A 21,962-nucleotide genomic window follows, 5' to 3' on the forward strand; every position below is an offset into this window, starting at 1 on the left:
TCACCGACCCTCGTGCCCGGCGTGGCCGGAGCCCGCGTCCGCGCCGCCGGACGCCTTGCCCGCGTCGGCCGGCGTCGCCGCGGCCGGAGCCGCCGGCGCGCCGCCGGACGGCGCCAGCGCCGCGAGCGAGGCGCGGAGCCGCGACTCCGAGTCGATGAGGAAGTTCGCCCGGGTGACGACCTTCTCGCCCTCGTGCAGGCCCGAGACCACCTCGACGGAGGTGCCGTCGGACGCGCCGAGCTTCACCGCGCGCGGCTGGAACTTGCCCTCCTCGAGCGCCACGAACACCACGCTCTGCGTGCCCGAGTCGATCACCGCGTCGGCCGGCACGCGCAGCCCCTCCCGCGCCTTCCCCTGCAGGACCACCTCGCCGAACATCTCCGGCCTGAGCTCGCCGGTCGGGTTCGCGAACGCGAGCCGGACCTTCACGGTGCGCGTTTTGGGATCGAGCAGCGGGTCGATGAACGACACCTTCCCCTTGAACGGGTGGTTCGGGAACGCGTTCAGCGTGAGGGTGGCCGGCAGGCCGACCTTCACGTTGCGCAGCTCGCGCTCGTACACGTCGGCGAGCACCCAGACCTGCGAGAGGTCCACGATCTCGTAGGGCATGGCGCCCGCGTCGAGCTTCATCCCCTCGACCACGTCCTTCTTCACCACCACGCCGGAGATGGGCGAGTAGAAGGTGAGCGTCTTCGTCGGCTTCCCGGTCTCCTCCAGCTTGCGGATCTCCGCCGGCGGGACGTCCCAGAGCTGCAGCTTGCGCCGCGCGGCCTCGACGAGCGCGTCGCCCCCGACCGCGCGCGAGCCCGCCAGCGTGCCCTGCGTGCGCAGCGCGAGCAGGAGCTCCTCCTGCGCGGCGAGCAGGTCGGGGCTGTAGACCGAGAACAGCGGCTCGCCGCGCTTCACCGGCTTGCCCACGAAATCCACGTAGATGCGCTCCACGTAGACCGGGATCTTCACGTTCACGTGCTTCACGCGCGTCTCGTCCACCGCGACCCGGCCGACCGTGCGCCAGGCGCCGCCGACCGTGCCGCGCGTGACCTGGGCCGTCCGGAGCCCGATGAGCTGCTGCCGCGACGGGTCGATGCTCACCGTGGCGAGCCCCTCGACGTCGGCCGCGCCGCCGCCCTCGTCCGAGTAGACGGGCAGGTAGTCCATCCCCATCTCGTCCTTGCGCGGCGTGGGCGAGGTCTGCTTCGGGTCCATGGGCGAGCGGTAGAACAGGATCTTGCGCTCGCCCTTCGCGCCGGCGCCGCCGCCCCCGTCCACCTTCACCAGCTTCATGCCGCAGATCGGGCAGTCGCCGGGGTGGTCCTGCACGACGCTCGGGTGCATCGGGCACTGGTACTGCGGCTTCTGCTCGCCGGCGCCGGTCCTGGCGCCGCCTCCCGCGGCCGCGCCGCTCCCGGCGGCGCCCTGCGGCTGCTCCATGGGCACGAGCTTCATGCCGCAGAGCGGGCAGTCGCCCGGGTGGTCCTGCACGATCGTCGGGTGCATCGGGCAGGTGTAGAGCTGCTTCTTCTCGGCGTGGGCCGCGTGGTCGTGGCCGTCGCCGGCCTCGCCGCCGCGCAGGCCGCCGGCGAGGAGCACCGCGCCGCCGCCCAGGGCCGCGCCCGCGAGCAGCGCCGCGAGCAGGATCAGCGCCCCGCGCGCGCGCCGCGGCGGAGGGGGAACGTTCGGGTTCGTCGGGATCGTCGCGTCGCTCACATGCCACCGCCCATCGAGGAAGAGGAAGAAGAGGAGGAACCGCCGGAGGCCGCCGCCTGCGCGCCGCCGCCCGCCGCACGGGCCGGGGCGGCGGCGGAGGCCGCACCGCCCGCGCCGGGCATGCCCCCGCCGCCGCCCGCGGCGCCGCCCGGGAGCGCCTCGTCGAGGCTGACCTCGCGCGAGGCGACCCACAGCCGCTGCGCCTCGGCCGCCACGCCGAGGAACCCCTCCTCGTCGGAGACCGTGCCGGCCAGCGCCTCGAGCACCGACGCGAACGGCACCCGGCCGGTGACGTACTGCGCGAGCGCGCTCTCCGCGGTCGCGCGCGACTGCACCAGGAGCCCGCCGCGGTAGAGCGCGAGCGTCTCGAGCGCCGCCGCCAGCGACTCCTCGCGCTGCAGCGCCCGGAGGCGCACCACCTGCGCGAACGCGTCCGCGGCGGCGACGCCGTTCTCGGCCCGGGCCGCGCTCATGGCCACCGCGCGCGACTGCTTGCGGCCCGAGAAGACCGGCAGCGGGACCGACAGGCCCACCTGCCACATCGGCTCGAGCGCGCCGCGCGGCATCAGGCCCGCGCTCAGGGTGACGTCCGGGAAGCGCTCGCGGCGCGCCAGCGCCGCCTCGCGATCCGCCTGCTGCGCCGCCGCCCGCGCCGAGGCCAGCTCCGGGCTGCGCGCCTCCGCGTCGGCGAGCGCCGCGTCGCGCTCCGGCAGCGCGGGGTCGGCGAGCGCCTCCAGGCTGGCGATGGTCTCGACGGGCTCGCCGGCGGGCTGGCCGCGCAGGCGGTTCACCACCGCCCGGCGGGCGCGCTCCTCCGCCTCGAGCGCGACGCGCCGCTGCCGCAGGCGCGTCCGCTCGAGCTGCGCGCGGAGCAGGTCGGTCTGGGCGCCCACGCCGGACTCGTAGCGGGAGCGGGCGGTGCCCTCCGACCGCGCCCAGAGCGCCTCCAGGCGTCCGAGGAGCGCCAGCCGGTCGCGGACCAGCACGAGGTCCACGTAGGCGCGGCGCATGTCCGCCTCGGCGCCGAGCCGCGCGCGATCCAGCGACGCGATCGCCGCGCTCGCGCCGGCCGCCGCCGCCTCGGCGCGCAGCGCGCGCTTGCCCGGGAACGGGAACGTCTGCGCGAGGCCGATGGAGTAGTAGCTCGTCTCCATCTTGCCGACCTGGATCCCGCCGAAGCCGTCGTTCTGCAGGCCCAGCGACAGCACCGGATCCGGCAGCGCGCCGGCCTGCGGGACGCGCTCGTGCTCGGCGCGGGCCATGGCGTGCGCGGAGCGGAGCTCGGGCCGCGCCTCCAGCGTCTCGGAGACGAGCCGGGCGAGCGCCGGATCGTCGGCGAGCGGGACGCGCCCCTCCGCGGCGGAGAGGGCCGGCGCGGCGGCGACGAGGAGCAGGATTGCGGGACGGAGTCGTCTCATACGGGGCAGCTCCTTAAGCAGCGCGCGTGCCACCCGGCGGCGGCCGGACCGCAGCCTGATCAATCGGAAATCCCGTCGGTTTTCGACGGACCGGCCCCGCCGCCTGCGTCACGTGTAACCCGCGGCGTCACGCATTCCCGCGTGAACCCAGGGCCCCCTCCATCGGGCCCCGGCGGGGTATCCTGCCGCGGACCGCGCCCCCGGCCCGGGCGCCGCCGACCCCATGCCCGTTCGCGTCCCACCCCCACCGTCCGCGACGACCGACGCGGAGCGCCGGGTGGCGAGCGTCGCGTGGGAGGCGCTCGACGGCACGGGTCCGGGCCTCGAGCCCGAGCTCGCGGAGGTGCTCGCCGGCGGCGCCGCGGAGCGGGTCGTGACCCGCGCGCTGCGCGCCCGGCCGGCGCTCGACGCCCCGGGGCGCGTCGCGGTGGCGGAGGCGATCTTCGGGGTGGGGCTCTGGCGGCGCCGGCTGCGCGCGCAGCTCGGCGATCCGCTGGCGCCGCCGGCGCTGCTGCTCGCGGCGCTGCTGCGGGACCTGGGTGGGCGCGAGGCGGCCGTCGCCGAGGCGCTCGCCGGCGTCCCCGCGGGCGCGCTCCCGCCGCCGCGCCCGCCCCCGGCCGCGCCCGCCGACCGGTTCTCCCTGCCCGGCTGGCTCGACGCCGAGCTCGACGCGGCGGCCGGCCCGGAGGCGGACGCGCTCGCCGCCGCACTGTGCCTGCCCGGCCCGGTCGCGCTCCGGGCGAACCGGCTCCGCATCGAGCCGGCGGCGCTCGCGGCGCGCCTCGGGGCCGAGGGCGTGCGCACCCGGCCCGGCGCGCTCGCGCGCGCGTGCCTCGTGGTGGAGGGCCCGCGGCCGAACGTGTACGGGCTGCGCGCCTGGCAGGAGGGGCTGCTCGAGGTGCAGGACGAGGGGAGCCAGCTGCTCGGCGAGGCGCTGGGCGCGCGCGCCGGCGAGGCGGTGCTCGACGCCTGCGCCGGGGCCGGCGGGAAGACGCTCCTGCTCGCCGCGGCGGTGGGGCCTTCTGGCCGCGTGCACGCCGTCGATCCCGACGCGGAGCGGCTGGTGCGCCTGCGGACCCGCGCGATCGCCGCGGGCGCGGCCCGCATCGTGGCGGTGCACGGCGCCGCCGCGCCGGCCGAGCTCCGGGTGGACCGCGCCCTGGTGGACGCGCCCTGCTCCGAGCTCGGCGCGCTCCGCCGCGGGCCGGACCTGCGCTGGCGGCTCGAGCCCGCCGCGTTCGAGGGGCTGCCCGCGCTTCAGGCGCGGATCCTCGAGCGCGCCGCGGCGCACGTGCGTCCCGGCGGCCGGCTGGTCTACGCGACCTGCACGTTCCGCCGCGCCGAGGACGAGGACGTCGCCGAGGCGTTCGAGACGGCGCACCCGGAGTTCGTGCGCGTCGCCCCGGACGCGCCGGCGAGCACGCTCACGAAGGACGGCTTCCTGCGGACCTGGCCGCACCGCGACGGCACCGACGCGTTCTTCGCGGCGGCGTGGGTGCGGCGGGGATAGCCGGGCGCGCTACCTGGCCTTCGCCGCGCGCGCCGCCAGCAGCTTCGCGCCCCCGTGGGCCTCGAGCGCCACGTCCAGCGCCCGCGCGTAGTCGGGCCGCGCGCCCGCGAGGCGCGCGCGCCCTCGCTCGGTCAGCACCGTGTACACGCCGCGCTTGTCGTCCGGGCACAGGTCGCGGACGGTGAGGCCGCCGCGCTCCAGCCGCTCGACCATGCGCGAGACCGAGCTCTGGTTCAGGCGCAGCTGGCCGGCCAGCTCCTGCATGCGCAGCTCGGAGTCCGGAGCCCGCGCCAGCAGCTCCAGCGCGCGGAACTCCGTCAGCCCGAGCCCGTGCCGGGCCTGCAGCACCTTGCCCAGCTCGGCCTCGACCTCGGCGACGAGCTGGACCAGCTCGAGCCACGCATCGCCTCGCCTCGACGTCACCGGCGCGCGCTCCTCTCGGACGGCATGCGCGCATGCTCTCACGTGCATGCCCATGCAAGCAACTGCGGGCGCGGAGGCGCCCGCCCGGATCACGCCCGCACGCGGCGCTCGTCCCCCGGGGCCCTCGCGCCGTCGGCCAGCTTCAGCCAGACGACGCCGGCGATGATGACCGCCAGCCAGAACGCCTGGACCGGCGTCAGGGACTGGTCGAGCAGGACGCTGCCGAGGATCGCCGCGCCCACCGAGCCGATGCCGGCCCACACCGCGTAGCCGATCCCGACGTCGATGGTGCGCAGGGCGACGCTCAGCGCGTACAGCGTCAGCAGGAAGAACACCCCGGCGGAGATGGACCAGCCGGGCACGGTGAACGCCCTGCTGCCGGCCACGCTGAGGGCGTAGCCGATCTCGAAGGCCCCCGCGAGCAGCAGCATGATCCAGGCGCGCCCACTCCCCTTGTTCGTCTCGTTCGTCGTCGTCACGTCTCGCTCCTCGTCGATGATCAGGAAGATGAAGGGATGACGGCGCCTGCGGTCAGGCGGCGCCGCTGAGCCGCAGGCCCACGACGCCGCCGATGACCAGCGCGATGCCGAGGAGCTTCTGCCAGCCGAGGCGCTGCCCGAAGAACAGGGCGCCCAAGATCACGACCCCGACGCCCGCGACCGACGTCCAGATCGCGTAGCCCACCCCGACGTCGAACGTGAGCAGCGCGAGGCTCAGGAAGAAGGTGCCGATCGCCCCGCTGACGAGCGTGGCGGCGGTCCACCACGGCCGGGTGAAGCCTCGTGCATTGCCTGCGGAGATGGCCACCGCGATCTCGAAGATCACGGCGATGCCGAGATGGATCCAGCTCATGGGTGGTTCTCCTGGTCGGTTCGGTCCGGGAAGGCGCCGGGCGGCGCGTCGAGCCTCATTGCTTGCGCATGCATGTAGTTACGCCGGGCAAGGCCGTCAAGTCCTTGCATGTGCATGCAACGCGATGCGCGGTCTGCGGGCACGGCAAGAGGGGGGCAGCGGGGTTCGGGGGCGGTACGGGGTGACCGGAACCGCTGGGGGCGAGATCGGCTCACGAGGGGCGAGTGGACGGACCGTGGACGCGGTGGCCGCGTGCGAGGTCGGAGGCGGGCCCCGGCGTTGCGCACCGGCGGCACCCGTTTTTCCCTGAGTGAACACTTGACGCATCCAGGGCGCGGCGGGCGCCGCGCGCTCGAGAGCGTCCGAGAGAGAGGCCTTCGCGCGCTGCCAGCGCCCCACGGCGATGCGGCCGCGTGTCGCGAGGGTTCGCGACACCTCGACGGCGATCGTGCGCCCTGGGCGGTCCTGGCGCGTTTCACGAACCGCGAAATTCGCGTGCGATGCTTCTGGCATGGACACCGCACGTCAACTCGCCGAAGACCTCGCCCGGCTGCTCCGCCACGAGCACGGCGCCATGGCCGACTTCCTCCTCGCCCTCGCCCGCTTCGACGCGCGGCAGCGCTGGCGTGAGCTAGGCCACACCTCGCTGTTCTACTTCCTCCACCGGGAGCTGAAGCTCTCGAAGGGCGCCGCCCAGAACCGGAAGACGGCGGCCGAGCTCATCCAGGCGTTCCCGGAGGTCGAGTCGGCGCTTCGCTCCGGTGAGCTGTGCCTGTCCACGGTGAACGAGCTGGCCAAGGTGCTCACCCCTGAGAACCGCGCCGAGGTGCTGCCGCGGTTCTTCGGGCTCTCACGTCGCGACGCGGAGGCGGTCGCGGCGGCGCTCCGGCCGTCGGCGGTGGTGCCGGAGCGCGAGGTCGTCACCGTCGTCCGCGCAACCGGGCCCGCGCCGCGGGCGCTCGCCCTGGTCGCGCCATCCTCGCCGCCCTCGGCGCCGCGCGGAGATTCGGTTCATCCGGATGAACCACCGCGGCCCGTGGTTCACCCGGGTGAACCGCCTTCCCTGGTGACCACGGGTGGGTCGCCCACGCTGCCGGCGGCGCCACCGCCACGGCGCGAGACCGTGAAGCCGCTCGACGCGGAGGTCGCGCGCTTGCACCTCACCGTCTCGCGGAAATTCCTCGAGAAGCTCGAGGCCGCGACCGACGCGCTCGGGCACGCGTGCCCGGGCGGGAGCGCGGCGGAGATCCTCGAGCGCGGGCTGGACCTCGTCCTCGCCCAGCGGGCGAGGCGCCACGGCCTGGTCGAGAAGCCGCGGCGGACCCGCGGTCCGTCCCGCCCCGATGCGATCCCGGCGGAGGTGAAGCGGGAGGTGTGGCGGCGCGCGGGCGGGCGGTGCGAGTGGACGCTCGGGTCCGGCGAACGCTGTGGCTGCCGGCGCCGGCTCGAGTACGACCACCTCCGGCCCGTCGCGCTGGGCGGCGCCTCGACGATCGACAACGTCCGGCTCGTCTGCCGGCCGCACAACCTCCTCGCGGCACGGCAGGTCTTCGGGGACGCGCTGATGGACCGCTACACCGCGGCTACAGGTCCGTGCTCCGCAGCACCGCGCCGTTCGCGGCGTTCGTGACGAGGTGCGCGTAGCGGCGGAGCCAGGACGAGCCGGGGTCGCGGCGCTTCGGCCGGAACCCCTCGCGGCGCCGCGCCAGCTCGGCGTCGGGGACGTCCACGGTCAGCGCGCGCGCCTCCACGTCGATGGTGATCCGGTCGCCGTCCTGCACCAGGCCGATGACGCCGCCCTCGGCGGCCTCGGGGGAGACGTGGCCGACGCAGGCGCCGCGGGTGGCGCCGGAGAAGCGGCCGTCGGTGACGAGCGCCACGCTCTCGCCGAGGCCCATGCCCATGATGAGCGAGGTGGGGGAGAGCATCTCCTGCATGCCGGGCCCGCCCTTCGGCCCCTCGTAGCGGATCACCACGAAGTGCCCGGGCTTCACCTTGCCGCCCATGATCCCGGCGATGGCCTCGTCCTGCGAGTCGAAGCAGATCGCCGCGCCGGTGAACCTGCGCATGGAGGGCTGGATGCCGGCGGTCTTCACCACCGCGCCCTCGGCGGCGAGGTTCCCGAACAGCACCGCCAGGCCGCCCACCGGCGAGTAGGCGTTCTCCAGCGGCCGGATGAGCTCCGGGTCGGCGGTCCGCGCGTCGCGGATCCGCTCGCCCACCGTCTCGCCGGTCACGGTCAGCGCGCCCTCGCGGACGCTGCCGCCGCGGCGGGCCGCCTCGCGCAGCACCGCCGGGACGCCGCCGGCGCGGTGGATGTCCTCCATGTGCACGGTCGCGAGCGAAGGGGCGATCTTCGCGATGTGCGCGACCTTGCCGGCGATCTCCTCGATGTCGCGCAGCGACAGCGGCGCGCCGGCCTCGCGCGAGATGGCGAGCATGTGCAGCACGGTGTTGGACGAGCCGCCCATGGCCATGTCCACCACCATGGCGTTGTGGATGGCGTCGCGGTTCGCGATGTTCCGCAGCTTGAAGCGCTCGTCGGCGGCGATCTCCACCGCCCGCCGCGCGGCGCGGCGCACCAGCGCCTCGCGCTCGGGGGTGAGCGCGAGCACGGTGCCGTTCCCGGGCAGCGCCACGCCCATGGCCTCGCACAGCACGTTCATCGAGTTCGCGGTGAACATGCCCGAGCACGACCCACCGGACGGGCAGGCCTGGCACTCGATCTCGTACAGCTCGGCGTCGGTCAGCTGCCCCTGCGCGCGCTTGCCCACCGCCTCGAACGCGGTGTTGAGGTCGATGGGGGTGCCGTCGTGGAGGTGGCCGGCCTTCATGGGCCCGCCGGACACGAACACCGTCGGCACGTTCACGCGGAGCGCGCCCATGAGCATGCCGGGGACGATCTTGTCGCAGTTCGGGATGCAGACGAGCGCGTCGAGCTGGTGCGCGTTCATCACCGTCTCGATGGAGTCGGCGATGAGCTCGCGCGAGGGCAGGCTGTACTTCATGCCCTCGTGGCCCATGGCGATGCCGTCGTCCACGCCGATGGTGTTGAACTCGAACGGCACCCCGCCCGCCTTGCGGATCTCGTCCTTCGCGATCCGGCCGTACTCCTGCAGGTAGTAGTGGCCCGGGATGATGTCGATGTGGCTGTTGGCGATGCCGATGAACGGCTTCTCGAAGTCGCCGTCGTTGAGGCCCGTCGCGCGGAGGAGGCTGCGGTGGGGCGCACGCTCGAAGCCCTTCTTGATCCGGTCGCTGCGCATCCCACCGTTTTCGCGGAAACACGCGTGGAATGCAATCGGCCGCGGCGCGCGCCGTCGCGGCGGACGGACGGGCGTCCCCCTCGCTGCCCGGCGCGCCGGCGCGCGCCGCGTTAGATGGAGGACGATGCGTGCCCCCGGCTTCGACGAGGCGACCGAGCGCGTGCGGAGGGCGCTCGCCGCGCGGCCGCGCCGGGCGCTCGCGGTGCCCGGCTTCCGGCCGGCGGCGGTGCTGGTCGCGCTGCTCGACCGCGCCGGCGGCCCCTCGATCCTGTTCACCCGCCGTTCACAGGCGCTCGAGCACCACCGCGGGGAGATCTCCTTCCCCGGCGGGCGGCTCGAGCCGGGCGAGGACGCCCGGGCCGCCGCGCTGCGCGAGGCGCACGAGGAGGTGGGCCTGGCGCCGGCCGCGTCCGAGGTGCTCGGCCTCCTCGACGACCTGCCCAGCGTGGCCGGGTACGTGGTGACGCCGGTCGCCGCCTCGGTGCGCGCGCCGCCGGCCGCGTTCACCGCCTCCGCCGGCGAGGTGGACGAGCACTTCGAGCTGCCGCTGGCGCAGCTCCTCGATCCGGCGCTGCGGCGCGCCTCGCTGTGGGATCCGGCCGGCCTCCCGGAGCGGCTCGCGGCGGTGGTGGCGCGCGCGGCGGTGCCGTTCGAGGACGTGGACCCGGGGACGGGACACTGGCGGGTGTGGTCGTTCCACGCGGACGAGGCGCGGGTGGTGTGGGGGCTGACGGCCCGCATCCTGGCGGATCTCCTCGATCGGGCCTTCGCCGCGCGGGGGTGATGGCGGGCGGCACCCGCGTCGGGGGGGCCCGTCGCGCGCGGGGATGGGCGGGCTTACCATCCCGGCGTGAGCCGCACGCCCGCCGCCCTGCTCGTCGCGCTCGCCGCCGCGGGGCTCGCGGGCGGTTGCGGCAACCCGAGCTTCGACCGGCGCATCGACCAGGGCGGGCGCGGCGTGGGAGAGGCGTGCACGCGGGCCTCCGACTGCCGCTCCGGCCTGTGCCTCTCGCGCGTGTGCGCCGCGTCGATCCCGGCCGGCGCGTGCAGCCCGTCGGGTCGCCGGCCGGCGATCGCGCTCGGCGCGGTGGCCGGCCCGGCGGAGCGGCCGGCCGACGTGCCCGACCCACCCTGTGCGCTGCCGGTGAACACCGCGGTGATCGGGCCGGTGCAGGAGCGCGGCACGCACGCGCCCGGCGACGAGGTCTCGTTCGACGTGCCGCCGGGCACCACCGGCTTCACGCTCTACCTCCAGGAGGTGGACGGCACGGCGCCCGAGGCGGTGGACTGGCCCGGCGCCGGCCCGGCCGCGAACGCGCCCTTCCCGCAGCTCGTGCTGGACGCCGGCGGCGCGCGCTTCTACGACGACGCCGCCTCGCCGCCGATCGTGGACGGCAGCCGCGACTACAGCCAGTGGCTGCTGTTCTACGCGGGGGTGATCCCCGCGGCCGGCGCCGTCACGATCCCGAACACCACCACCGCGCTCGACCGCATCCGCTCCGACGGCCAGCTCGCGCCCGGCGCGTGGCGCTTCACGCTGAACGACCTGGCGGCCGCCTGCACCACCACCGCCGGCTGCACCGGCGGGAGCACCGCGGGGCGCTACGACGTGAAGGTGGTCACCCGCGCCGGACCGCTCCTGTCCACCGGCACGCTCGACCTCGAGATCTACCTCGTCTCCTCGGACCCAGCGCACCCCGAGTACACCGCCGCGAACGCCGCCGCCGACCCGTCCACCAACGCGACCGCGGCGCAGTTCCGCCGGCTGGTGGACGGCCTCCAGTCGCTGTTCGCGCGCGCGGGCGTGTGCCTCGGCACCGTCACCTTCCACGACGTGCCGGACTGGGCGCGCACCGAGCTGAGCACGCCGAGCATCGACGACTCCGGGCCGTGCAGCGAGCTCGCGCGCCTGTTCCGGCTGGCGGTGCCCCGCAACGCGGTGCACCTGTTCCTGGTGGACGAGCTCACCACGTCCGCGAGCGGCAGCGGCGGCACGGTGGTGGGGCTCGACGGCTCGATCCCGGGGCCCTCCGGCGTGCCCGGTGGCGTGAACAGCGGGGCCGCGGTGGTGCTCGCGGACCTCGGCGCCGAGGCGGCGCCGGGCGCGTGCTCGCCGGCGAGCCCGTTCTCGGTCGCGGCCTGCGGCACCGACGTGGTCTCGTACATCGCGGCGCACGAGGCGGGCCACTGGCTCGGCCTCTACCACACCACCGAGGCCACCGGCACCGCGCTCGACCCGCTCGCCGACACGCCCGGCTGTCCCTGCGGCAGCTGCCGCCCGGCGTCCTCGCCGCTGCCCTGCGGCAGCGCCCTCCTCTCGGCCCCGCAGTGCGCCGGCAGCTCGGGCTGCGGCGGCGGCGACAACCTGATGTTCTGGCAGATCGATCCGTCGGTCGCGCGCGGCACGCTCACCCCGCAGCAGGGTGAGGTGGTCCGGCTCAACCCGGCGGTCCGCTGAGGGAGCCTCCCGTGCTCGCGCGCCTCGCCGCCGCCCTCGCCCTCGCCCTCGCCGCCGCGCCCGCGGCCGCCGCGCCCTCCACCGCCGACGAGGTGCGGGCCCTGCTCGGCACCATCGACCGGCCCATCCCGGCGGAGGCGTGGCGCGCGCTCGGCCCCGAGGCCGGGCCGCTGCTCGAGGCCGCGGCCGCGAGCGGCGCCGAGCTCCCGAGCCGCCGCGCCCGCGCGCTCGAGGGGCTCGCGGCCCGCGGGGGCGCGCGGGCCGAGGCGCTCCACCGCCGGCTCGCCGCCGACCCGGCCGCGCCGCGCATCGTGCGCGCCGGTGCGGTCCGCGGGCTCGGCGCGCTCCTCGCGCCCGCCGGCCTCGGCGAGGCGCTCGTCCCGCTCCTCTCCGACCGCGACCCACGCCTGCGCCGCGCCGCGGCGGAGGCGCTCGCGGCGCGCGCGCCGGCCCAGGGCTGCGGCGCGGTGCGGGCGCAGGCCGCCCGCGAGCCGGGCCGCGCGCTCGCCGGGGCGGTGCAGGCGTGCGAGCGGGCGATGCCGCGCCGCCGCTGATCGCCCCGCGCGATCGTCGTCGCCGCGCCGGACCCCTGCTATCGTCCGGCCGTGCTCGCGCTCGCCGCCGCCCTGCTCGCCACCGCCGTCGCCTCGGGCCCGCCCATGGCCTGCGAGCGGCTCGCCAGCCTGTTCCCGAACGGTCCCCGCCCGCCGGGCGGGGAGCCGGGCTGCGCCGCGGCGCTCCGCGAGGCGTGCGACGCGGGGCGGCGGCTCGCCTGCGCCGAGCTGGGGCGCGTGCTCGAGGCGGGCACCGCCGGGCCCGCGGATCCGGCCGGCGCCGCCGCGCTCCACCGCCGCGCCTGCGACGCCGGCGTGGGGGCCGCCTGCGCGCGCCTCGCGCAGCACCTCCGCGAGGCGGGGCAGCCGGCGCGTGCGGTCACCGAGGCGCTGGAGGAGGGCTGCGCGCTCGGCTCCGGGGCCGCCTGCCTGGAGCGCGCCGCGGCGGAGCCGGATCTGGCGCGCGGGGCGCGGCTCCGCGAGCGCGCCTGCGATCTCGGCGAGGCGGAGGGCTGCCTCGCGATCGTCGCCGGCGCGCCGCCCGCCCGCGCGCAGGCGCTGCGGGATCGCGCCTGCTGGCTCGGCTCGGCCGACGGCTGCGCGGCCGCCGGGGCGGGGCTCGCCCGCGGCGACGCGGGGCGGGAGGATCCGGTCGCGGCGCGGCTGCGGCTCGAGCGCGGCTGCGAGCTGGGGGGCGCCGAGGCGTGCGCGCGGCTTGGGCTGGTGCTGCTCGCGGAGGGGCGGCGCGGCGAGGCGGCGCGCGGCGCGCGGCTGCTGGTGGAGGGGTGCCCGGCGCTCGGCGCCGAGGAGTGCCTGGACTCGGCCGAGGCCTGGCTGAAGGGCCCGCAGGCGGTGATCGACGAGGGATCGGACCCGGCGCTGCTCGACCTCGCCTGCCGGCGGAAGGTCCCGGACGCCTGCGCGTGGCTGGGGCGGATGGTGCAGGAGGGCCGGCGCGTGCCGGCCGACGGCCCGCGCGCCGCCGAGCTGTACCGCCGCGCCTGCGAGGCGGGCCGCGCCGGAGCCTGCTCGGACCTGGGCGTGCTCTACCGGTTCGGCGCCGGCGTCCCGCGCGACGAGGCGCGCGCCGGGGCGCTGTTCGCCGGCGCCTGCGCCCGCGGCGTCGAGCGCGCCTGCGCGCTGCGCGACGATCCCTCGCGGCCCCTCGACTGATCGAGCGGTTCAGCTCGCGAGCGCGAGTGGCCCGGGCGCGTCGCCCAGCGCGGCGACCTCGACCGGCCCCGCGGCGTCGAGGCCATCGGCGCGGAGCTCGGCGCGGAACAGCTCCTCCGCCTCCCGCGCGTCCCAGGCGCGGACGTGCGCCACGCGCCTCCCCTCGGGCGACGCGATGGTGCAGCGGTAGAACGACTCCCGGTGGGCGTTCATGCGATCCTCGGTTCGGAGGGCGCACGGTCCGGTGACGGACCGGTGGCGCCGCGGCGAAGGTAGCGCCTGCGGCGTGGCGCCGCGGTGGCGGGATCGTGTCGTTCTCGTGACGGCGGGCGCCGCGCCCCTCAGGCGGCGGGCAGGCCGTGCGGGTCGTCGGGCCGGAGCGGGCGCCCCAGCGCACGCGCGATCGCGTCGAGGAGCGGGTGCTCCTCCACCGGCTTCGCCACGAACGCGTCGGCGCCGGCCTGCAGGAGCGCGCGGGCCGCGCCGTCGTGCCCGGAGATCCCCACCACCGCCAGGCTGCGCAGCCGGCGCTCGCGCGAGCGACGCAGCAGGCGCACCAGCTCGGAGCCGAGCATGCCCGGCATCACCTCGTCCACGATCACGAGGTCCGGCGGATCGGCGTGCACGAGCGCCAGCGCCGCCTCGCCCGAGTCGGCGTCGATGGGCGTGTAGCCCGCCCCCTCGAGGATGAGGCCGATCAGCTTTCGGATGAGGTGGTTGTCGTCCACCACCAGGATCCGGATGGGCGCCATGGTTGGACCTCGCGCCAAGGCTAAGCGCGCACCCTGACGCGGACCAGCCCGGCAGGCGTCGCCTGTCGAGGCCGCCCCATCAGAGAACGCCTCCCGGTGCGCACGGCGGCGGTGCCCACGCGTGCTCAGCGCCCCTGCTGCTGCGTGACGTCGGCGGCGGCGTCGGCCTGCGCCCACATCGACCGCGGCGTGCGGGCCTGCTCCATGATGGCGATGCCGATGGCGCAGGCCAGGAACACGGCCAGCGCGAGCATCCAGGGCCGGAACTCGAGCAGATCCCGGGGCTGCACGGGACGGCGCCCCCCGCTCTCGTCTTCCCACGGCCACATCATGCCCCGTAAGTAGACCGCGATTCTCGCGAGATGCAACCCCTAGCTCGGGATGACGAGCGGGCGTTCAGGGGATCCCCCGGGTGGGTGGGGAAGCTCCGGCCCGCCACCTCCGCCGGGGCGGCTACACTGTCCGGCCCATGATCCCCCTGCTCGTCGCGATCGCCGTGTCGGCGGCCCCCTCCCAGCCCCGGACCCTCCGCCTCGACCTGTTCCACACCGGCACCGCCACCGAGGAGCGCTTCGCGGTGGACCGGGTGGTGCTCGAGCCGCTGCCGTTCCCGGGCAACCCGGCGCGCCCGGTCGATGACACCAACCTCGGCAAGTACTTCTTCGAGGTCCGGGACCTCGCCACCAACCGCGTCGTCTACTCCCGCGGCTACGCCTCCATCTACGGAGAGTGGGAGACCACCGAGGACGCGCGCAAGGTGGGCCGCACCTTCTCCGAGTCGCTCCGCTTCCCCGCGCCCGACGCGCCCGTGCAGGTGGTGGTGAAGAAGCGCGGCGCCGGCAACGCGTTCCAGGAGGTCTGGTCCACGGTGGTCGATCCGAAGGACCGCTTCGTGGACCCGTCGCGGCCGCCCTCGCCCGGCCCGCTGATCGAGATCCTGAAGAGCGGCGACCCCGCCCACAAGCTCGACCTGCTGCTGCTCGGCGACGGGTACACCGAGGCCGAGCGCGGCAAGTTCGAGAAGGACGCGCGGCGGCTGGTGGCGGAGCTGTTCGAGCACGAGCCGTTCCGCTCGCGGAAGGCCGACTTCAACGTGTGGGGGATCTGCCCGCCCGCCGAGGAGAAGGGCGTCTCCCGCCCGCTCACCGGCGTGCACCGCCGCACCCGCGTCGGGGCCACCTACGACGCGTTCGGCTCGGAGCGCTACCTGCTCACGTTCGAGAACCGCTCCATGCGCGACGTGGCGTCGTTCGCGCCGTACGACGCGCTCGCCATCCTGGCGAACGGCGAGACCTACGGCGGCGGCGGCATCTTCAACCTCTACGCCACCGTCGCCGCCGACAACCGCTGGGCCGGCTACATCTTCGTGCACGAGCTGGGGCACCACCTGGCCGCGCTCGCCGACGAGTACTTCACCTCGGACACCGCCTACCTCTCGCCCGAGGGCCGGCCCGAGCCGTGGGAGCCGAACGTCACCGCCGACCCGAAGGCCGCGAAGTGGGCCGACCTCGTCGCGGCGGGCACGCCGCTCCCCACGCCGTGGCCGAAGGACGTGTTCACGAAGCGCGCGAACGAGTTCCAGGAGCGCCGCAAGCGCATCCGCGCGCAGAACCGGCCCGAGGCCGAGATGGACGCGCTGTTCCTGGCGCAGCAGAAGGAGGAGACCGCGCTGCTCGGCCAGGCGCGGTTCTCGAAGGCGGTGGGCGCGTTCGAGGGCGCGAACTACGAGGCAACCGGCTACTTCCGGCCGCAGATGGACTGCGTCATGTTCACCCGTGACCCGGTGCCGTTCTGCTCGGTCTGCCAGCGCTCGATCGGCCGGGTGATCGATCTGTACACGGCGCGGTGAGGGATCCCGGCGGGGGCGCCTCGTCCCCGCCGACCCCCCGACCCGGAGTCGTTTCCTCCCGACCCAGAGTCGTTTGGTGGGACGCTCTGCACCCCGTCCGGGGGACTGCGCTCCGGTCGTGCTGCGACGCGTTATGATTCTGGAATCAGCGACGGCGCCATCCCCCCCCGGCGCCAGCCCGGAGACCGCCATGGTGGACAAGAAGACCGCGAGCTTCATGCGCTCGCTCGCCCTGGGTGACATCGAGGAGGAGATCCTCCTCCCCTACCCGGAGCCGCGCCGCGCCGAGAAGGAGACCCTGGAGGCGATCCAGCAGACCCTCAAGTCGATGCTGGGCGGCCGCGGCGCCGACTTCCGCGCCTGGGACCGCGCCGGCGAGATGCCGCCCGGCTTCGTGCAGGAGCTGAAGGACGCCGGGCTGTTCAGCCTGGTGGTGCCGGAGCACCACGGCGGCATGGGGCTCGGCGCCACCGCGTACGCGCGCGTCATCCAGGAGCTGGGGCGCTACGACGCCTCGGTCGCGGTCACCGTCGGCGCGCACAGCTCCATCGGCATGCGCGGCCTGCTCCTGTTCGGCACCGAGGAGCAGAAGGCGCGCTACCTGCCGCGGCTCGCCACCGGCGAGCTCATCGCCGCGTTCTGCCTCACCGAGCCGGGCGCCGGCTCCGACGCCGCCAGCATCAAGACCACCGCGGTCCGCGACGGCGACGACTGGATCCTGAACGGCGAGAAGCTCTGGATCACGAACGGCGGCATCGCCGACTTCTTCACGGTCTTCGCGAAGACCTCGCTGGAGGGTCGCGGCCACATCACCGCCTTCATCGTCACGCGCGACATGAAGGGCGTCACCACCGGCCCGCACGAGGACAAGATGGGCATCCGCGCCTCGTCCACCACCACGGTGGTGCTCGAGGACGTGCGCGTGCCCGCGGCGAACGTGCTCGGCGAGGAGGGCAAGGGCTTCAAGGTCGCGATGAAGATCCTGAACGCCGGCCGCACCGGCCTGGGCGGAGGCTCGGTGGGCGGGATGAAGCGGCTCATCGAGCTGTCGGTGGCGCAGGCGAAGGAGCGCAAGCAGTTCGGCCAGCCCATCGCGAGCTTCGGGCTGGTCCAGCAGAAGATCGGCCAGATGGTGATCGACTGCTACGCGGCCGAGAGCGTCGTGAACATGGTGGCGGGGCTGGTGGACCGCGGGTTCGAGGAGACGCAGGTCGAGGCCGCCATCTCGAAGGTGCTCGCCTCGGAGAGCGTGTGGCGCACCGCCGACGAGGCCCTGCAGATCGCGGCGGGCTCGGGGTACATGCGCGAGATGCCGTACGAGATGGCGCTCCGCGACACCCGCATCAACCGCATCTTCGAGGGCACGAACGAGATCCTCCGGCTGTTCATCGCGCTCACCGCGGTGAACGACCTGGGCCAGGAGCTGGCGGACGTGGCGGAGTCGATGAAGGGCGTGCTCGCCGATCCCATCAAGGGCTTCGGCGTCATGTCCGACTACGCGAAGCGCCGCGCCGCGCTCGCCACCGGGCTGCGCCGCAAGAAGGGCAAGTGGACCATGCTCCACCCGGCGCTGGCCGAGGACGCGGCGGTGTTCGAGGCCGCCGCCACCGACCTCGCCATCGCCGCCGACAAGCTGCTGCGCAGGTACGGCAAGAAGATCGTGGGCGCGCAGCTCCTCACCAAGCGGCTCGCCGACGCGATGATCGACCTGTTCACGCTCGCCTGCATGCTGGCGCGCGTGTCCACGCGGCTCGAGGACCACGGCGAGGCGGCCGCGGTGGAGGAGCGGCGCATCCTGACGGTGTTCGCGCGCCAGGCCCGCCGGCGCGTGGAGGCGGGGCTCGCCGGCCTCGAGCAGAACGAGGACGGCGCGCTCCAGGCCGTCGCGGCGCACGCGCTCGAGACCGGCCGGTACGGCTGGGACAACCTGTAGCCGCAGGAACGAAGCGCCCGCGCGCTCCCCGGGGACGGTGGAGCGCGCGGGCCGTCGGTTCGCGGGCGAGGGGACCCGCGGCCGCGCCGGGCTACGCGGCGTGCAGGAAGGCGAACACGACCTTGCGCCAGCCCTCCTCGCCGAGCGCGGCGGGGAGCGGCTCGACCAGCGCGCCGCCGTCGGCCGCGGCGAGGCCCAGCTCGGACTCGACGAAGCGCGACAGCCGCGTGCGCTCGGCCGAGAGCCAGCCGCCCGCCTCGCGGTCCTGCGGCAGGCGCATGTAGGCCGCGTCCGCGGGCGCGAGCGTGAACAGCCAGCCGCCGCCGTACGGCTCGCGGTGCACCAGCCCCGGGTCCCGGCGCACGGCCGGGTTCACCCGCATCACCTTGCCGTCCACCGGCGCGCCCATGCGGACGGTCCGGCCGCCGGCGCGGAGCACGACGATGGGGTCGCCGCGGTGGACGTCCATGCCGGGCCGCGGCAGCTCGACCGAGGTCACCGACGGCAGGATGTGGCGCGCCAGGTCGTCGACACCGACCGTGAACTCGCCGGTGCGGCGCCCCGGCGCGAGCCAGGTGTGGTTGGGGGCGAAGTACGCCCCCGGCCGCCAGGCGAGCCCGTCCTCCATGGGCACCGCGCGTGCGCGCCGCTGCCGCAGCGCGTGGATCCCGACGCCGAGGAGCACCGCCGGGATCGCGAGCGCGAGCCCGCCCGCGATGCTGAGCGCGAGGCGCCCACCCATGCCGACCAGGAGCGAGCCGGCGGCTTCCAGGATCTCCATCAAGGTCGTCATCTCCGCTGCCGCCTTTCCGGCGGGAAGGGTCCCCCGAGCCTGCGGAGCCGCTCCGCCGGGAGGACTCATCGCAAGGGGCAGGCCATCCGCGGACCCCAGCGGTTTCGCGCCCCTGCGTCCCTCCGCGGCAAGCTGCCGCGTCGAGAAGCTCACCACACGATGGGTGCGACCGGCGCGAACCTCGCGCCTTCACTGCGGTTCGGCCCTGCGTCGAGATCCTCGACAGGTGATGCGATCCTCACCTGCGCCGGACGGCGGCGGAGGCTCCCGCCGCGCGGCGCTGGCCCCCCGCGGCGCCGCCCCACCGGATGCGACCGGCGAGGCTTGCCCCCGCCGCCGCTGCCGCCAAGCTTCCGGTGCGGAGGTTCCACGGATGCTCCGCCACGCCCTCGTGATCCCGCTCGCGGCCGCCCTCGCGCTGCAGGCCCGCGCCGAAGACCCCGAGCCACCGGTGGAGGGTCGGCTCGAAGCCGGCGCCGCGCAGGTGGAGATCCTGGGCCGCCCGGTCCGGGTGGGCGAGCGCATCGAGCTCCCCGAGGGCTACCTGATCGTGGAGGAGAAGGGCACCGAGGACGCGCGGGTGGGCTCCTTCAGCGTGGTCCCGGCGGAGTCGTTCCAGCCGGTGGCGATGCTGGCGATGGCCGCGGGCGACGGCGCCGGGCGAGGCACGGCCTCCGACGCCGCGCCCGCCGCGGCGCCGGCCGCGCCCGCCGTCCTCCCGACCGGTCCGCGCCCTGGGCCGCCGTGCCGCGCCGAGCGCGCGGCCTATCTGCGCGAGCTGTGGAAGACCTCCGGCATCGACGTGCGGGACCCGGACGCCCTGCTGACCGGGCTGGAGGCGGGAGACGCGGGGCCGGCCACCGGCTACTACTGGTTCGCGCTCGCGACCGACCCATTCCGCCCGCTGGCGTGGTCGTCCGACCTGCGCGAGCGCGCGGACGCGCTGGCGCGCTGCGTCGGCGGGCGCTGAGCCCCGACAGCTACCCGCCGGCGAGGGCGCGCCCGTCGTCGAGCTCCCGCGCCGGTGGCGACGCGGCCTCGCGCTCGGCCCCCTCCACGCCGACCGGCAGCTCCAGCCGGAACACCGCCCCGCCGCCCTCCGGCGCCTCCACCGACACGCGGCCGCCGTGCGCCTCGGCGATGCTGCGGGTGATGTAGAGCCCGAGGCCGAGCCCCCCCGTCCCGGCGCTGCGCTCGCCCTGCTCGAACAGCTCGAAGATGCGCGCCCGGTCCGCCTCGGAGATGCCGCGCCCGGCGTCCTTCACCGCCACCTCGACCGCGGCCCCGCGCCGCGAGACCCGCAGCGCCACCGGCCCGGACGCGCCGTGCTTCACCGCGTTCGATAGCAGGTTGGTGATGACCTGGTCCACGCGCCCGCGATCCCACACGCCGCGCAGCGCCTCCGGCGTCTCCACCGTGAACGCGCGCCCCTGCAGCGCGAGCACGTCCTCGAAGCGCCCGGCCACGTCGCGCGCGATCTCGACGAGGTCGCAGGGGGCGCGCTCCAGTGCCAGGCGCCCGGTCCGGATCCGGGCCAGGTCGAACAGGCTGTTCACGAGCCCGCCGAGCCGCTCCACCTGCTTCACCGCGCCGCGCACGCGCCGCTGCAGCTCCTCGCGCGAGCCGGGCGGCACCGGGATGCGCCCGGTGTCGAGGAGCTGGTTCAGCACGCGCGCCTGCAGCAGCAGCGCCGCCAGCGGCGTGCGCAGCTCGTGCGAGGCGATGGAGAGGAAGCGCTCGCGCAGCTCCACCGCCTCCTTCGCGCGGTGGTACAGGAGCGCGTTCTCCACCGCCTGCGCGACGCGCCGGCCCAGCTCGGCGGCGAGCTCGAGGTCGCGCGCGCGCGCCGGGCGCGAGGTGAAGAGGCGCATGGTGCCGAGGCGCTGGTCGTGCGCGGTGAGCGCGACCTGCACGATCTCCGCGGCGGCGAGCGCGTCGAGATCGCGCGCCAGCCCCTCGCCGTCCGCGTCCAGGAGGCCGGCGGGATCCTGGATGACCTCCGTGCCTCGCTCCGGCCCGCGGCCGAGCGCCGGGTGACGGGCCACGCGCTCGAGCGCCTCGCGCGCCTCCGGGCGGACGTGGGCGACCGCGCGCACCGGCGGGGCCCGCGGATCGATCACCACCTCGACCGCGCAGCCCTCGCCGAGCGCCGGCACCGCCACCGCCGCGGCCCGCGCGACCGTGTCCTCGCAGTCGAGCGAGCCGGACAGCTCGGCGGTCGCCCGCGCCAGGAGCTCCAGCGCGGCGCGCCCCTCCACCACCTCCGTCACCTCGACCGAGAAGCCGCGCAGCTCGAGGCCGGCGCCGTCCTCGCCGGGCAGGAGCCGCGCCGCCGTCTCGAACCACGCCTCGGACCCGTCGGCGCGCACGAAGCGGTGCTGCAGCGTGGCGCCGTGGCTGCCGGCCGTGATCGCGCGGAGCGACGCCAGCACCTGGTCTCGGTCGGCCGGGTGCAGCGCCGCCGCGAACAGGCCAGGGTCCGCGGTCCAGCGGTCCGTCGGGTGGCCGAGGATCGCCTCGGCGCTCGGGCTCACGAAGCGGCACACCAGCGTGTCGGGATCGATCACCCACACCAGCGCGTGGGTGATCCCCTCGACGAGCGTGCGGTAGCGCTTCTGCGCCGCCTCCTGCCGGCGCAGGCTCTGCAGCTCGAGCTGCGCCAGCGCCAGGGCGTGCTCGCGCCGCTCGTGCGCCCGGAGCTGCTCCGCCTGCGCCAGGATCTGCCGCTGCGCGCGGTGGAGCGCCACGAACGCCGCCACCTTGGAGCGCAGCAGCTCGGGGGTCACCGGCTTGAACAGGTAGTCGACCGCGCCCGCCTCGTAGCCGCTCAGCACGCGGCGCTCGTCGGCGCCGTACGCGGTGATGAAGACGATGGGGATGTTGCGGGTGCGCGGGTTCTGCCGGACCAGGCGCGCGGTCTCGTACCCGTCCAGCTCCGGCATGTTCACGTCGAGCAGGATGAGCGCGCACTCGTCGCGCAGCAGGAACCGCAGCGCCTCCGCGCCGGATCCGGCCTTCACCAGCTCGTACCCCGCCCCGGAGAGCGCCGATTCGAGCGCCAGCAGGTTCGCCGGCCGGTCGTCGACCAGCAAGATCTTCACGGGCTCGACACCGTCCATGAACGCTCCGGAGGCTCCGCCGAAATGCGTCCATGATCCGTTCGACCCCCCGCATGCGTAACGCCCCCGGTGCGGCCCCTTCCCGCCAGGGTCTGTTCGTACTGACAGTCAATGGAGCCCCCCGGCGGGGAATGGAGAAACGCGCTCCAGATGGA

At 75.7% G+C, this 21,962-nt stretch carries 20 protein-coding genes; 9 read left to right on the forward strand and 11 right to left on the reverse strand.

The window, feature by feature from the left end:
- Together ANAEK_RS21250 and ANAEK_RS21255 are read right to left on the reverse strand one after the other, a co-directional pair.
- Positions 1–1,707, reverse strand: a complete 1,707-nt coding sequence (locus ANAEK_RS21250; RefSeq protein ID WP_012528188.1) for an efflux RND transporter periplasmic adaptor subunit — start codon at positions 1,705–1,707, stop codon at positions 1–3.
- Positions 1,704–3,125, reverse strand: coding sequence for a TolC family protein (locus ANAEK_RS21255; protein WP_012528189.1), 1,422 nt, complete (start codon positions 3,123–3,125; stop codon positions 1,704–1,706). Before ANAEK_RS21255 ends, ANAEK_RS21250 begins: the two co-directional genes overlap by 4 nt.
- Before the next feature lie 277 nt (positions 3,126–3,402).
- On the opposite strand from ANAEK_RS21255, the gene ANAEK_RS21260 reads away from it, so the two are divergent.
- The gene (locus ANAEK_RS21260; RefSeq protein WP_012528190.1) at positions 3,403–4,635 is read left to right on the forward strand and encodes an RsmB/NOP family class I SAM-dependent RNA methyltransferase; all 1,233 of its coding nucleotides are present in this window, start codon (positions 3,403–3,405) and stop codon (positions 4,633–4,635) included.
- A 9-nt stretch (positions 4,636–4,644) separates the two neighbouring features.
- Here ANAEK_RS21260 and ANAEK_RS21265 read toward each other — a convergent pair whose 3' ends face one another.
- The 3 genes from ANAEK_RS21265 to ANAEK_RS21275 all read right to left on the reverse strand — a co-directional run bounded on the left by ANAEK_RS21265 (position 4,645) and on the right by ANAEK_RS21275 (position 5,910).
- Entirely contained in the window at positions 4,645–5,058 is a 414-nt protein-coding gene (locus tag ANAEK_RS21265) for a MarR family winged helix-turn-helix transcriptional regulator (protein ID WP_012528191.1), read from the reverse strand.
- Between the two features lie 89 nt (positions 5,059–5,147).
- Positions 5,148–5,537, reverse strand: coding sequence for a multidrug efflux SMR transporter (locus ANAEK_RS21270; protein ID WP_012528192.1), 390 nt, complete (start codon positions 5,535–5,537; stop codon positions 5,148–5,150).
- A 52-nt stretch (positions 5,538–5,589) separates the two neighbouring features.
- Complete coding sequence (locus tag ANAEK_RS21275) at positions 5,590–5,910, reverse strand: multidrug efflux SMR transporter (protein ID WP_012528193.1); 321 nt, start codon at positions 5,908–5,910, stop codon at positions 5,590–5,592.
- A 511-nt stretch (positions 5,911–6,421) separates the two neighbouring features.
- On the opposite strand from ANAEK_RS21275, the gene ANAEK_RS21280 reads away from it, so the two are divergent.
- Entirely contained in the window at positions 6,422–7,540 is a 1,119-nt protein-coding gene (locus ANAEK_RS21280) for an HNH endonuclease signature motif containing protein (RefSeq protein ID WP_012528194.1), read from the forward strand.
- Here ANAEK_RS21280 and ilvD read toward each other — a convergent pair.
- A complete protein-coding gene (gene ilvD / locus ANAEK_RS21285) occupies positions 7,494–9,176 on the reverse strand; it encodes a dihydroxy-acid dehydratase (protein WP_012528195.1) in 1,683 nt (560 codons plus the stop codon). The two genes, ANAEK_RS21280 and ilvD, sit on opposite strands and share 47 nt — an antisense overlap.
- A gap of 124 nt (positions 9,177–9,300) precedes the next feature.
- On the opposite strand from ilvD, the gene ANAEK_RS21290 reads away from it, so the two are divergent.
- The 4 genes from ANAEK_RS21290 to ANAEK_RS21305 all read left to right on the forward strand — a co-directional run bounded on the left by ANAEK_RS21290 (position 9,301) and on the right by ANAEK_RS21305 (position 13,361).
- The gene (locus ANAEK_RS21290) at positions 9,301–9,960 is read left to right on the forward strand and encodes a CoA pyrophosphatase (RefSeq protein WP_012528196.1); all 660 of its coding nucleotides are present in this window, start codon (positions 9,301–9,303) and stop codon (positions 9,958–9,960) included.
- 66 nt (positions 9,961–10,026) lie between these two features.
- Positions 10,027–11,634: a hypothetical protein gene (locus ANAEK_RS21295; protein WP_012528197.1), complete on the forward strand. Its 1,608-nt coding sequence runs from the start codon at positions 10,027–10,029 to the stop codon at positions 11,632–11,634.
- Between the two features lie 11 nt (positions 11,635–11,645).
- Positions 11,646–12,188 carry a HEAT repeat domain-containing protein gene (locus tag ANAEK_RS21300; RefSeq protein ID WP_012528198.1) on the forward strand — a complete coding sequence of 181 codons (543 nt, stop codon included), beginning with the start codon at positions 11,646–11,648 and terminating at the stop codon, positions 12,186–12,188.
- Positions 12,189–12,239: 51 nt separating this feature from the next.
- Positions 12,240–13,361 (forward strand): SEL1-like repeat protein, encoded by a 1,122-nt coding sequence (locus tag ANAEK_RS21305; RefSeq protein WP_012528199.1) that lies wholly within the window; start codon positions 12,240–12,242, stop codon positions 13,359–13,361.
- 9 nt (positions 13,362–13,370) lie between these two features.
- Here the strand turns inward: ANAEK_RS21305 and ANAEK_RS21310 are convergent, their stop codons facing one another.
- The 3 genes from ANAEK_RS21310 to ANAEK_RS21320 form a co-directional block, all read right to left on the reverse strand.
- Positions 13,371–13,574 (reverse strand): hypothetical protein, encoded by a 204-nt coding sequence (locus ANAEK_RS21310; protein WP_012528200.1) that lies wholly within the window; start codon positions 13,572–13,574, stop codon positions 13,371–13,373.
- A gap of 128 nt (positions 13,575–13,702) precedes the next feature.
- Positions 13,703–14,113, reverse strand: a complete 411-nt coding sequence (locus ANAEK_RS21315) for a response regulator (RefSeq protein WP_012528201.1) — start codon at positions 14,111–14,113, stop codon at positions 13,703–13,705.
- Between the two features lie 125 nt (positions 14,114–14,238).
- A complete protein-coding gene (locus ANAEK_RS21320) occupies positions 14,239–14,403 on the reverse strand; it encodes a hypothetical protein (protein ID WP_232288304.1) in 165 nt (54 codons plus the stop codon).
- A 179-nt stretch (positions 14,404–14,582) separates the two neighbouring features.
- Here ANAEK_RS21320 and ANAEK_RS21325 point away from each other — a divergent pair, with 179 nt between their 5' ends.
- Positions 14,583–15,962 (forward strand): IgA Peptidase M64, encoded by a 1,380-nt coding sequence (locus ANAEK_RS21325; RefSeq protein WP_012528203.1) that lies wholly within the window; start codon positions 14,583–14,585, stop codon positions 15,960–15,962.
- 190 nt (positions 15,963–16,152) lie between these two features.
- Positions 16,153–17,895 carry an acyl-CoA dehydrogenase family protein gene (locus tag ANAEK_RS21330; protein WP_012528204.1) on the forward strand — a complete coding sequence of 581 codons (1,743 nt, stop codon included), beginning with the start codon at positions 16,153–16,155 and terminating at the stop codon, positions 17,893–17,895.
- A gap of 91 nt (positions 17,896–17,986) precedes the next feature.
- On the opposite strand, the gene ANAEK_RS21335 is transcribed toward ANAEK_RS21330, so the two are convergent.
- Positions 17,987–18,688, reverse strand: a complete 702-nt coding sequence (locus tag ANAEK_RS21335) for a glycine cleavage system protein H (protein WP_012528205.1) — start codon at positions 18,686–18,688, stop codon at positions 17,987–17,989.
- A 373-nt stretch (positions 18,689–19,061) separates the two neighbouring features.
- Here ANAEK_RS21335 and ANAEK_RS21340 point away from each other — a divergent pair, with 373 nt between their 5' ends.
- Entirely contained in the window at positions 19,062–19,658 is a 597-nt protein-coding gene (locus ANAEK_RS21340; RefSeq protein WP_012528206.1) for a hypothetical protein, read from the forward strand.
- Positions 19,659–19,668: 10 nt separating this feature from the next.
- Here ANAEK_RS21340 and ANAEK_RS21345 read toward each other — a convergent pair whose 3' ends face one another.
- On the reverse strand, positions 19,669–21,807 hold the full coding sequence (locus ANAEK_RS21345; RefSeq protein ID WP_012528207.1) for an ATP-binding protein: 2,139 nt from the start codon (positions 21,805–21,807) through the stop codon (positions 19,669–19,671).
- Positions 21,808–21,962: the final 155 nt, after the last annotated feature.

Source organism: Anaeromyxobacter sp. K (genome assembly GCF_000020805.1).
GTDB classification, from domain to species: domain Bacteria; phylum Myxococcota; class Myxococcia; order Myxococcales; family Anaeromyxobacteraceae; genus Anaeromyxobacter; species Anaeromyxobacter dehalogenans.